Genomic DNA, 12,291 nt, shown 5'->3' with positions numbered 1-12,291 from the left:
ACTATCCTCCCTTATTCTCCCTGTTTCTTATTTTTTCCGTCTGAATCTTAAATTTAACAAATTCAGGAATATTAGACAAATTCTCCGGAAAATCTTTAAAATTTTTTACCACAAATACGGGACTTCCCAAATCAACAAAAGAATCTAATGTCTCGACATCTCTATTGAACATTCTAACACAACCATGTGATATTCTCCTACCTATTTCCCATGGCTTTGTTGTTCCATGAATTCCATATTTGGGATTCGAAAGTTGCAAAAACCTAGTTCCCAATCCATTAATTGGCGAACGAGGAGGAATATATTCTCCAAACCAATAAAGTGCGGGATCAATTTGTTTATCAAAAATCCAATAAATTCCTGGGGGCATTGAATCACTTCTTCCAATTGCTACGGGAAAGATTTTTACTAATTTTCCCGCATAATATACCGCTAACCTAGAAGTTGCAAGGTTAACAACTATAGATGTTAATCCTTCTGTAAACTGCACCTTTCCTATATCTAATCTCATACCCACATATATTTTATTAGGGTCATCCAATTTGTTTATAATTTGTAAATCAGCCGTTCTTACACCATACTTTTTAGCAATTTCCCACAATGTTTCTCCTTTCTTTACTACATGGGTAGTAATTTTGTTAAAAACATACGGTGTAAAATCACCTCGAAGATAAGTTGTAAACCCATTTAAAGTAAATAATTTATACGTTACATCTTTACTCTTTTTTTCATCAACCTTAACAGTTATTTTTAAGATATTTTGATGTTCTTTTCTTTTTTTATCTGTATAAAGTATATAACCACTATCGCTCTTAATTAAAATCATTTTATCTCCATCAATATACCCGGAAACAACATCATAATCTGTATCCACCTTCACAGTTAAAGACAAATCTTTTGGGTTGGTAAGCACCTTAACACTAACATTTTTTTTATATTGGTATACATCAATAACCGGCGCAGGAAGTACACCAGTAACAATCTGTCCGAATCTATTTTCCCCAAAAATTATAGGTACAATCCAACTAAACTTTCCATCCTCAAATTCGTAAAGATTATTCCCAATATTTCTTGCTCTTACAAAACCTGTAGGCCCATAAATATAAACTTTTGGTGCTTTGACAGCATCATAATACGGTGTTATGGATAAAACAATCCCCGTAGCAGTAACGGTATGAACTTCTACATAATGCGCCGAAAAAAGTAGTACTGTAAGAAATAAATATGAAATCACGTAAATTTTCTTCATATTTTTATTATATCACACCTAAAACTTAATATTAGTTCAAATTAGTTAACATTTGTGAAGATTTTGTTCTTTTATCGTATATATATGTACACAAAAGTAAAGAAAAAATATATTATAATCACAATACAAAAAATATATTTATGGAGGTGGACTTGATATGAAAAAACACATTGTACTAACATTGATTATTATATCAATAGTACTATTCTCTAATAACATGTTTAAAGAAGCTTATCAATACACATATAAAGTTGCAAAATACTACAATGTCTCTCAAGAACGTGCAAAATTGCTCGCATATACAGTCTCTGAAGAATACGAAAGATTTCCACAAGTACCCTATCAAATATTTGTATCACTAATTGTATCTGAAAGTGGTTTTAAAAATTTATACGGTGATAGTGGTCATGCAGTTGGTTATTGTCAACTCCACAAGTCAGCTGTTGATTATGTTTCCATTTTCTTTCCTGAAATCAAAACACTTGCTCAGAAAATTCCTCACGATGAACTTATAAAATTTCCACAACTTCAAATAAGAATAGCATACAGATACCTATATCTTATAATGAAAAATATAACTAACTTTAATATAATAGAAGCTTTGAATTTTTGGAATAACAGCCCAAATTATTATTTTCGAGTCTTTGATACACTTACATTTATAGATAAAATAGCCAAAAATTAAGCCTGGAAAATTCCAGGCTTAATTTTTATCCTTTTCATATTCAATAAAGATAGTTTGAGTATTATGTGCAAGTAAAATAATGTAACTCTCGTTTTTTTCAATAACTTCTACGTTGGTTTTTATACTACCAATGTTCTTCCCAAATATCTTTATTTTATATACTCCCCTTCCTTTTAAACTCAACTCTCCAGATATTCTCTTTCTATTCCCCAAATTAAGAGATGTTTTTACATTCCATTTATACCAATTATTCCATGAATATCCTAAAAATATTTCAATCTCTTCATTTGTATCCGGCAAATAAGCCTGATCTAATGGCAAATACCTATTATATAATTTTGACCAAACCGTAATTTTTCCAGCAGGTAACTGTCTTAATGTCTTTATGTATACCATCCTTTTTGTGGGATTCCAATTCGTTACATAATCATATAGTTCAACGTAGTTATAATCTAAGCGTTCCACTTTCATCCTATCAATCAAAATAGTTCTTTCATTTCTTAAATCTTCAATTTCACCTAATTGGTAGACTTTTTTACCTTGAATATTTGTTTCGCCTGATCCTTTCATTAACCATCTATTTTGTTGAGGCTCTGAAACTACAAAAACAAAAGCCCTATCAACATCTGCATAAATATTTAAAAATTGAGATAAAACATTTTCGTTTAAAATATAAGAAAAACTGTACCTTCCATCTACCAAAAAAGTTGCCGTTGCCTTTTTCGTATCTAAAAATATCTTCTTGACCACCTTGGGATGTTGTGTTATTTCGAAAAAATATCCATCAATTATTTTGTATTCCTTACCATCATTTGAAACAAACTTTCCATCTTTATAAACAAAAATTCCCTTTATATTTGGTACATATTTTAATTTTTCATCAATAAAAATATCTTTTACATGAAAACTACCTTGAATACTTTCCACCTTCCACTTTTCAGGTAATATAAAGCCATCAGAAATATTTTTTACAAGTAACCCATGATCAGGATAAAGCATTAAAAATTCTCCAAAAAAAGTGATAGAAAACAAAAGAAAAAATAATACAACTTTTCTCATATTTACACCTCATTAATGAATAATAAAAAATACGAAATTATAACCAACAAAATTAAAATCCATTTTAATATCTTCCAGATTTTTCTGACATTCCAAGAATAATCATATATAGGGACAAAATATCCCAAAACCATTCCACTAAAGAAACCGCCCAAATGTGCAGCATTATTTATATTAGAACCAGGCATAAATCCTAAAAATATATTTACCAAAATCATCGGTAATAAAGCACTACCAGTTAGAGGTTTTAAAGTATATGGCGTATCTCTTCTAAACCCCGCTGCAAATAACACTCCAACTAATCCAAAAATGGCTCCACTAGCCCCTACTGAAAAAGATTTGTAATAAAACAAATGGGTTGCTACATTTCCAATAATACCAGTCAAAAAATAAAGCGATAAAAATTTATCAGTACCATACACATTCTCAACGATACGTCCTAAAAAATACAAAGCATACATGTTAAATAATAAATGAATAAAACCTCCATGGACAAACATTGCAGTAATAATTCTATACCACTGTCCACTGGAAACCAACGGACCATACTGTGCACCAAACATTAAATATAACATAACCTCACTGTAACTAAAAAATTTCAGTATTTCAATTAAGAATAAAATAACAACATTCACTAATATAAGGTAATAAAAACTTTCTCTTTTCATAATTCACCTCATATTCCGAATGGAAGAAAGCTTTGAGTAATTTTTGCCATTTCCTCTTCTCTTAGTTTTTCAATTTTTTCCATCAACTCGTTCATACCAGCAATTAACAAGTCCTTAAGTGTTTCACCATCTTCTAATAAATCTTCGTCTAATTCTATATCCTTTACCTTTCTATCTGCTGTTGCTACTATTTTTATTGCTCCCCCTCCAACACTAACTTCAACTTCCATATTTGCAAAACTTCCCTCTACTTCCTGAAGTTTCTTTTGCATTTCCTCTTGAATTTTTTGAAGTTGATTCATAGATTTACCACCAAGGTTCTTTCCACCAAAACTTTTCAATTTTTTCATTTCAAAACCTCCTTAATATGTATTTTCATAATATATAAAACCATCTGTTTTTAAATATTTCAACTCATCGGTAACCAAAAATACATCCGCATTATTTTTGGGCATAATAGTCCTTGTATAAAGCCATTTATTCTTTCCTAAAACAAAAGCCGCAGTAGAAAATGCATCAGCTTTTATAGCGTCGTCTGCAATAACAGTCGCACTTATAGCACTTGTCGCAGGATATCCTGTAGAAATATCCAATATATGATGATATCTTTTTCCATTTACTACAAAAAACCTCTCATAATCTCCGCTGGTTGCGACAGCTCCACTTTTAAGGTATATATAATCTATACTGTCACTCCCCCTTGGATTTCTAATCCCTATAATCCAATAATCTCTTCCAAACTTGGGGCCTAATATCCTAATGTCTCCTCCTGCTTCTATAAAACCTGTACATTCTTGATCTGCTTCCTTTGCAATTTGATAAGCCCTTTCAAGTGCATATCCTTTTACAATCCCTCCAAGATCAAGCCAAACACCATTCGTCTTTATCCTTCTATTTTTGTAATCCATTTCTACTTTTTCATAACCACACTTTTTTAGCACTTTATCAATTTCCACTCTCGTTGGAACTTTAAAGGTTTTATTTTCTTTTTCCGAAAACTTATCAAATCCCCAAAGTTTTACAAGTCTTCCCAAAGTAGGGTCAAAACTTCCATTTGTAATTTTCGCATATTGTAGTGACAAATCAACTACGGCAAAAGTTTCATCGTCAACCTCTAACCATCCGTTGCTGTTGTTCAATTTGTAAATAATTGATTCTGGATTGTACGGATCAAACTTTTTTGTTATTCTGTTAAGCTCTTGAAAAATCTCTCTTGCAATTATCGTTGCATTGGATTTTGTCGAAATTCTCAACTGTACATAAGTCCCTAAAGAAAATGTTTCAAAAGTTTCATACTTTACATTTTTTTTAAAAAAACTTGTAATTAAAACTACACCAATCAACACTACCAAAAGAATTGTAAATATCAAAGAAATTCTCGAAAGTCGATTCAAATCTTTACTATTTTTTTTCCGCATACTTTACAAATTCCTCCTTCTGTAAGATTCTTTACCTCAACTTTATAACCATCTCTTACAATCAACTCTGTATGACACTCTGGGCAAAAAGTGGTTTCAAATTTTTTATCAAATACATTTCCAAGATATACAAAATTCAAAAATTCCTTTGCAATATAAAATAATTTTTCCAATTTTTCAATAGGAGTTGGAGAAATATCATATTTATACGCTGGAAAATACCTAGTTAAATGCAAGGGGATATCTCTATCAATTTTCGAAATATCTTCGAAAATCTTTGATAAATCCCCTTCATTATCATTTTTACCTGGAATAACAAGTGTTGTAACCTCTACATGTATTCCTCTTGATTTTAAAAATTCAATAACCTTTAAAATATGATTATAATCTCCCCCAATTTCCCTGTAAAAACTCTCGTTTCCCTTTACATCAATATTTATCGCATCAATATTTTGTATTAATACCGAAAGTGGTTCCAATTCTATATAACCATTAGTAACTAAAACATTATACAAACCCTCCTTATGAGAAATTCTACTAGTATCAAGCACAAATTCATATCCCACAATAGGTTCATTATAAGTAAATGCTATTCCACCTGAATTACTATTTTTAGCCATCTCAACAATTTGTACAGGAGTAACGGTTTTTACAGCAGGTTTAACCTGAGAAATCTCCCAATTTTGGCAAAAACCACATGAAAAATTACATCCCCAGGAACCTATGGAAAATACTTTATCTTTTGGTCTAAAATGAAAAAAAGGTTTCTTTTCAATTGGATCCATTGCAATAGCACTTATTTCACCGTAATTCATGGTATACAAAATTCCATCTTCATTTTTTCTAACTTTACAAAAACCCATTTGATCATCTTTTAAAAAACATTTACGTGGACAAAGTTCACAAACAATCCCACCATCTTTTTCATTAAAAAACGTTGCCATTTTTTTCATAATTAACACCACCCTAAAAAAATTATACCACAAAAAAACTTTAAAGTTTTTTCCAAAAATTCCGATAAAATTAATGTCCAAGGCACTCTGAATAACACACACGGAGGTGGGTAAGGTATGAGAATTAATCATAACATAAGTGCGTTAAATGCTTGGAGAAGTATAGGTCAAACAAATACTGCTATGTCTAAAACTCTTGAAAGACTTTCTTCTGGTCTTAGAATTAATAGAGCTGGTGATGATGCCGCTGGCCTTGCTATCAGTGAAAAAATGAGAGGCCAAATAAAAGGTATCAATATGGCTATCAAAAATTCTCAAGATGCTATCTCTTTGATTCAAACCGCTGAAGGTGCTTTAACTGAAGTTCACTCTATCTTGCAAAGAATGAGAGAACTTTCTGTACAAGCTTCCTCTGATACAAACACCGATGTTGATAGAAACCAAATCCAAGCTGAACTTGACCAATTAAGAGAAGAAATAGACAGAATCGCCAGAACTACTGAATTCAATACCAAAAAATTACTCGATGGTAAATTGGAAAGCTTTAGGGCATCTGAAGACATTAAAGTGGTTACCGGTGGTAATATAAATATAAGCGCAAGTTCAATTGCCACTGTGGCAGAAGGAACATATGTTGTTGAAGTTGGACAATTTAATACAGATACAACACTCGAAGTAAAAATAACGCTTGTCACAGCCGGCGGAACAAACAGTGTAACAACTACATATAATCAAGGTTCTGCAACAATAAGCGGAGTACAAATAGATTGGAACACGAACGTGTTTGACGTGAATCTTTCGGACTTTGGCGGTGCATTACCAAGTGGTGAAGTAATAGACAGTGCAGTTGTCAGAGTAGAAGCTATAAATACAGCTGCAAACCAATTAATCTTCCAAATTGGTGCTAACGAAGGTCACAATATGCTCACAGGTATTGATGATATGAGTGCTGGTGCACTTGGTATCACAACAACCTCTTTAGATGTCACAACGCAAGATGGAGCAGAAAGAGCAATAATGGTAGTAGATGCTGCAATACACAAAGTAAGTTCACAAAGGGCGGCATTAGGTGCTGTACAAAACAGACTTGAGCATACAATATCCAACTTAGGAGTAGCAGCAGAGAACTTAACAGCAGCAGAAAGCCGTGTAAGAGATGCAGATATGGCAAAGGAAATGATGGAATTCACCAAACAACAAATACTCTTACAAAGCAGTATGGGAATGCTTGCACAGGCAAATGCTCAACCACAAAATGTATTGCAATTGTTAAGATAATAGTTAGTTTATCAAAAATAAAGTGGGCAAAACGCCCACTTTATTCATCTAAACCAAGCCTCCAATAATCCTCCGCAAGTATTGAAAACCTTATCACATCCCAAAACTTTCCCTTAAAAAATTTTCCTTGCCTTTCTACTCCCTCTTTTAGAAAACCGTTATTTTTAAGAATCCCTATTTGATCTTTTTCGTATTCCGGGATTCTAACATAAATTCTATTCAAATTTAAATATTCAAAGCCATATTTTATTATTTTTCTTGTAACTTCATCAAAAAAATTCATATTAATCTCCAATTTTAACTCACAACTTCGGTTTATCCAATCTAAATTTTCTAAAAAAATATCTCCGACTTTTTCCTTACCTGATATTACATCAACATCCATTTTATACTCCATACTTTTCTGACTAATTAATAATTCTATCTCATTTTTCATATACCATACCTCCAGATAAAAATTCTCTGATCCCAACACTCCTTACATGTAATAAGTCTTCCTTAACGTTTTTTAATTCCTCTAATTTTAAAAGTTTTATTTCTTTAGTCCGAGAAAAAGTCACATAGACAAATCTTTCATATTTTCTCCAAAAATCCTCAACCGTTCCAAAAAATTTAATCTCACCTTCTTCTAATATAAGGACTTTATCACAAATACTTTCAACTTCTTCATCTTCATGAGTTATATACAAAACAGTTTTTTTGTTGAGCTTTAACTTTTTTATTCTATTCGATATTATCTTCTTTGACTCAGCATCTAAACCGCTTGTAGGCTCATCAAGTAAAATAATATCAGGATCAATTAAAAGGGAAATTGCCATAGAAAGTCTTTGTCTTAACCCTTTTGATAGTTCACTTGGTTTTTTTAACACATGCTTTTCCAAGCGAAAAAATTTTATTTCATCTTCTATTCTTTTACTTTCTACATTTCTCATTTTTGCAAAATAATTCAAATTTTCTTTCAAGCTTAATTCAGGTATAAGTATAGGTTTCTCTGGAATATATGAAATCAATCTAGACTTTAAATAAACATTGCCCACTGTAGGCTTCAAAATACCGGAAATAATTTTCAAAAGTGTAGTTTTTCCACTTCCATTTTTTCCTATAATTCCAATAACATTGCCCTCTTCTGTATGAAAAGTTATATTTTCTAACACCCAACTCTTCCCATATCTTTTTCCAACGTTTTCTAACTTAATCACGGAATATTAACCTCCACATAAACATATTCTTCACCATTTTCTACTCCAGTTTTTACAGCGGGATAACTACTCTTAACCAATGTAAGATCTATATCTTTTCCTGTATATTTAATAACAAATTTATTATTTGGCTTATCTATATCAATCTTATAACCTTTTACCGACAAATTCGTATTGATAAACCCCTTTTCGTACAACTTTAAAACAATATCTTGACCATCTAATTCTTGAACATTAAATTCATCGGGGTACAACAAAATAGCCTGTTCAATAGATGTTAATAGCGCTCTAAGATTCATAGCAACTTGCGTGGCCTTTGCTTTGGCAACAGATCTTAACGCAAGAGGAGTTGCAACAGAAAGCAAAGCAGAAATAACTGCTAAAACTATCAACAATTCTATCAAAGTAAATCCTTTTTTCATCTTATTCATCCTTTCATGCCCTTACAGGCAACACTATATACAAATATTCATTTACATCTTTTGAGTTAATTTGCATTGGGCTTAAATCATCCACAAAGTTAAATACCACCTCATCTTCTTCAACTTTTTTTACTGCTTCATTCAAAAATTTAGGATTAAAGTTTATTTTCAAATCTTCTCCCTCTTTTTCTATGGAAATTTCTTCTTTTACTTCTCCATACTCTTGGCTTTGACTGTTTAAAACAAGTATATCTTCTATAATTTGCAATTGTACCTTTTCGCTCCCCCTTTTTGAAATTATCATTGTTCTTTTCAATGCTTCTAAAAATTCGTTTTTATTAAATACTATCCTTGTTTTAAAGGCTTTTGGCAAAACTCTCCTATAGTCTGGGAAAACTTCTTCAACTATTCTCATTATTACCGTTATGTCACCAGCAGTAACTGACATCTTTTTGTGATCAAACTTAACAGTTAAAATAGGTTCATCGGTTTGTTTAATTAAATTATCTAATTCTTTCATACTCTTTAGCGATAGAATAAAATCTATATCTGTATCAATATCCACCTTTTGTTCTGTTAGTGCCAAACGATACCCATCACTTGCCACTAATCTTAAGTAATTCCCTTTAACTTCCCAATAAACTCCATTCAATGCCCTCATTGTACTTTCAGTAGATGCACAAAACAAAACTCTATCTATCATTTCAGATAGAATTGAAGTTTCAAGTTCGAACTTTATCCCAGAATCTTCTATATCAATCTGTGGAAATTTATCCGCATCGGAATATGTTGAAAGATTAAAAGAGCTCTTTCCACTCTTCAAATTTAATTTTCCTGCATCATATTCAAATAACACCTGTTCATTTTCCAAATTTTTTACAATCTCTTCTAGCAATTTTGCATCTACGGCAAATTTCCCACTACCTTCTATCTCTGAAACATTAAGCTTTGAGATAACAAAAGTTTGCATATCTGCAGAGTAAATCTTCAAAGAATTATCTTCGTAGGAAAAGAGTAAACACTGTAAAATAGGATCAACAGTTCTTGAACCTACTGCATCTGCAGCAACTGCTATTTTTTTCTCTAATTCCTCCTTGCTTATAGTAAATTTTAGCATCTAATCCCTCCTTATAATACCTTTTTTAATATTTTACCATAAATCTATGATAAAATAAAAATAGAGGTGAAATAATGATAGCATTTTTGGGTGAAAGTTTAATAGACCTAATTTCAACAGACGGAAAAACATTTTTAAAGAAAATAGGTGGAAGTCCATTAAACATCGCAAGAAATTTAAATCAACTGGGAATAAAACCCATTATAATTTCAAGAGTAGGAAATGATTTTTTTGGAAAAGAAATCATTGAAACCTTAAAATCTGAGAATTTAGAAACAAAATACATTCAAATAGGTCCTGGAAACACTTCAACGGTAATTATTTTAGCATCGTCTAAAACTCCAGATTTTATTCCTTTTAGAGATGAAGACAAAAATTTAGAAATACCTGAAAGATTTAACTTAAAGAATATAAAATTTCTACACGTAAGTTGCTGGGCAATAACACACAAAACTGAAAAAATTAAGAAAATAGTAGCGACTAAAAATATAAAAATTGCCTTTGATCCAAACTGCAGGAAAAAACTATTTCCGTGCAAAAAAATAGATTTAGATCCAATATACGAAATATTAAAAAATACATATATTATAAAACCATCGCTAGATGATGCAAAGGAAATATTTGGAATTTTACCCAAAGAGCGATATATTGAGTTATTACACACGTTTGGTATAAAATACGTTATACTAACCATGGGTAAAGAAGGATCGTTAGTTTCAGATGGTAAGGAGATAAAGCACATCAAATTATCTCCAAAAAAAGTAGTAGATACCACTGGTGCAGGGGATGCCTTCTGGAGTGGTGTATATTATGGACTATTAAACAATTTCTCAATTTTCAAAGCAGCTTTACTCGGTACAGTTATCTCAATTCACGTTATCGAAGAAATTGGTGGAGTTGTTAAATTAAAAGATATATCAGATTACCTCAAAGAGGTGGAAAAGTATGAAAATGGCATTTTTTAATCCTCAAGGGAATTTTGATAAAAATGACAGTCATTTAACTGAGCACCCAGATTTTGGAGGACAATTAATTTACGTTAAAGAACTTGCAAAGGCAATGGGAAAATTTGGTCATAAAGTAGATATAATAACAAGAAAAATAACAGATGAAAAATGGCCAGAATTTTCAAAAGATTTTGATTATTATGAAGATGCAGAAAACGTAAGAATTGTTAGGATAGAATTTGGAGGAAAAAATTTTCTCAACAAAGAAAAACTCTGGGATTTTTTGGGAGAATATGTGAAAAAGATATACCAATTTTACCAAAAAGAAAGATTACCTGATTTTGTTACAACTCACTACGGTGATGGTGGAATTTCCGGAGCAATGTTTAAAAAACTAACAAATATTCCGTATTCATTTACTGCGCATTCACTTGGTGCCCAAAAAAAAGACAAGTTTAAACATAGTAAAGACGCAGAAAAAAAGTATAGATTCTCAATACGTATAAGTGCAGAAAGATGTGCAATGAAATATGCAAATTTTATTGTTGCAAGCACATCACAAGAAAAACAACATCAATATACACACAATGAGTATTTAGATTTATATCAAGATATAAAACATAAAATCTTTGTGATACCTCCAGGTGTAAACACAAAAATATTTCATATTGATGAATCAGATGAATTTAAAGATGTTTTTCAAAACAAACCACCAATAATAATTTCAAGTAGAATAGATCCCAAAAAAAATATAGAATTTGTAATAGAAAGTTTTGAAAACTATCTAAAAAAAGATTACACACTAATATTGGTACTAAGAAAAAAACCAAAAGAGTACTCTGGCTATCAAAGGGAAATAATAGAAAAAACAAAAAAAGCAGGGGGGAAGTTTTTAATAATCACATCTCAAGAAAAACTGGCAAAACTTTATAATTCGGCTGCAAAACATAATGGAATTTTTGCATTAACGTCACACTACGAGCCTTTTGGACTTGCAATTATTGAAGCAATGGCCTGTGGACTTCCAGTGATCGCAACAAAAAGTGGCGGTCCTGTTGAAATACTAGACAACGGAAGATATGGATATTTGGTATCAACTCAAGAAGAATTTAGAAAAGCAGCACTAGATTTACAAAAAAATCACCAACTATTTAGTAAAAAAAGCTATGAAAGGGTAATAAATAAGTACACTTGGGAAATTTGTGCAAAAGAATACTTATCAAAAATACATATGCATTTGAAAAGTAATAAAAATATAATTCTTCCAAGTTTTTTTGATGCGCAATTGAGGTGAGC

Annotated in this window: 14 protein-coding genes; 4 read left to right on the top strand and 10 right to left on the bottom strand. The window is 31.2% G+C overall.

Annotated features, from left to right (window positions below; translation table 11 throughout):
- Window position 1: 1 nt before the first annotated feature.
- Window positions 2-1,249 carry a L,D-transpeptidase family protein gene (locus tag AS157_RS06055; RefSeq protein WP_077289536.1) on the bottom strand — a complete coding sequence of 416 codons (1,248 nt, stop codon included), beginning with the start codon at window positions 1,247-1,249 and terminating at the stop codon, window positions 2-4.
- Window positions 1,250-1,406: 157 nt separating this feature from the next.
- Between AS157_RS06055 and AS157_RS06050 the strand changes: the two genes are divergently transcribed.
- Complete coding sequence (locus AS157_RS06050; protein ID WP_077289535.1) at window positions 1,407-1,934, top strand: hypothetical protein; 528 nt, start codon at window positions 1,407-1,409, stop codon at window positions 1,932-1,934.
- An 18-nt stretch (window positions 1,935-1,952) separates the two neighbouring features.
- On the opposite strand, the gene AS157_RS06045 is transcribed toward AS157_RS06050, so the two are convergent.
- From AS157_RS06045 to amrS, 5 genes are read right to left on the bottom strand one after another with little or no spacing between them, the layout of a single operon-like run.
- Window positions 1,953-2,993 (bottom strand): hypothetical protein, encoded by a 1,041-nt coding sequence (locus AS157_RS06045; protein ID WP_077289534.1) that lies wholly within the window; start codon window positions 2,991-2,993, stop codon window positions 1,953-1,955.
- A 2-nt stretch (window positions 2,994-2,995) separates the two neighbouring features.
- The gene (locus AS157_RS06040; protein WP_077289533.1) at window positions 2,996-3,661 is read right to left on the bottom strand and encodes a rhomboid family intramembrane serine protease; all 666 of its coding nucleotides are present in this window, start codon (window positions 3,659-3,661) and stop codon (window positions 2,996-2,998) included.
- 8 nt (window positions 3,662-3,669) lie between these two features.
- Window positions 3,670-4,011, bottom strand: a complete 342-nt coding sequence (locus tag AS157_RS06035) for a YbaB/EbfC family nucleoid-associated protein (protein WP_075666118.1) — start codon at window positions 4,009-4,011, stop codon at window positions 3,670-3,672.
- A gap of 12 nt (window positions 4,012-4,023) precedes the next feature.
- On the bottom strand, window positions 4,024-5,079 hold the full coding sequence (locus tag AS157_RS06030) for an FAD:protein FMN transferase (RefSeq protein ID WP_077289532.1): 1,056 nt from the start codon (window positions 5,077-5,079) through the stop codon (window positions 4,024-4,026).
- Window positions 5,052-6,032, bottom strand: a complete 981-nt coding sequence (amrS, locus tag AS157_RS06025) for an AmmeMemoRadiSam system radical SAM enzyme (protein ID WP_077289531.1) — start codon at window positions 6,030-6,032, stop codon at window positions 5,052-5,054. Before amrS ends, AS157_RS06030 begins: the two co-directional genes overlap by 28 nt.
- A 117-nt stretch (window positions 6,033-6,149) precedes the next feature.
- Between amrS and AS157_RS06020 the strand changes: the two genes are divergently transcribed.
- Window positions 6,150-7,310 (top strand): flagellin N-terminal helical domain-containing protein, encoded by a 1,161-nt coding sequence (locus AS157_RS06020; protein ID WP_214494996.1) that lies wholly within the window; start codon window positions 6,150-6,152, stop codon window positions 7,308-7,310.
- A 40-nt stretch (window positions 7,311-7,350) separates the two neighbouring features.
- Here the strand turns inward: AS157_RS06020 and AS157_RS06015 are convergent, their stop codons facing one another.
- From AS157_RS06015 to dnaN, 4 genes are read right to left on the bottom strand one after another with little or no spacing between them, the layout of a single operon-like run.
- Window positions 7,351-7,746 carry a GNAT family N-acetyltransferase gene (locus AS157_RS06015; RefSeq protein ID WP_077289529.1) on the bottom strand — a complete coding sequence of 132 codons (396 nt, stop codon included), beginning with the start codon at window positions 7,744-7,746 and terminating at the stop codon, window positions 7,351-7,353.
- A complete protein-coding gene (locus AS157_RS06010) occupies window positions 7,736-8,509 on the bottom strand; it encodes an ABC transporter ATP-binding protein (protein WP_077289528.1) in 774 nt (257 codons plus the stop codon). Before AS157_RS06010 ends, AS157_RS06015 begins: the two co-directional genes overlap by 11 nt.
- Window positions 8,506-8,931 carry a type II secretion system protein gene (locus AS157_RS06005; RefSeq protein ID WP_075666112.1) on the bottom strand — a complete coding sequence of 142 codons (426 nt, stop codon included), beginning with the start codon at window positions 8,929-8,931 and terminating at the stop codon, window positions 8,506-8,508. The genes AS157_RS06010 and AS157_RS06005 overlap by 4 nt, the downstream gene beginning before the upstream one ends.
- A gap of 13 nt (window positions 8,932-8,944) precedes the next feature.
- Entirely contained in the window at window positions 8,945-10,048 is a 1,104-nt protein-coding gene (gene dnaN / locus AS157_RS06000; RefSeq protein WP_077289527.1) for a DNA polymerase III subunit beta, read from the bottom strand.
- 74 nt (window positions 10,049-10,122) lie between these two features.
- On the opposite strand from dnaN, the gene AS157_RS05995 reads away from it, so the two are divergent.
- Both AS157_RS05995 and AS157_RS05990 read left to right on the top strand, forming a co-directional pair.
- Complete coding sequence (locus AS157_RS05995) at window positions 10,123-11,013, top strand: carbohydrate kinase family protein (RefSeq protein WP_077289526.1); 891 nt, start codon at window positions 10,123-10,125, stop codon at window positions 11,011-11,013.
- Window positions 10,994-12,289 carry a glycosyltransferase gene (locus tag AS157_RS05990; RefSeq protein WP_077289525.1) on the top strand — a complete coding sequence of 432 codons (1,296 nt, stop codon included), beginning with the start codon at window positions 10,994-10,996 and terminating at the stop codon, window positions 12,287-12,289. Before AS157_RS05995 ends, AS157_RS05990 begins: the two co-directional genes overlap by 20 nt.
- Window positions 12,290-12,291: the final 2 nt, after the last annotated feature.

The organism is Thermosipho sp. 1244, from assembly GCF_018588215.1.
Taxonomy (GTDB): Bacteria; Thermotogota; Thermotogae; order Thermotogales; family Fervidobacteriaceae; genus Thermosipho; species Thermosipho affectus.
Note: the sequence above shows the minus strand (reverse complement) of the source record. Positions and strands in the feature narration are given on the sequence as shown.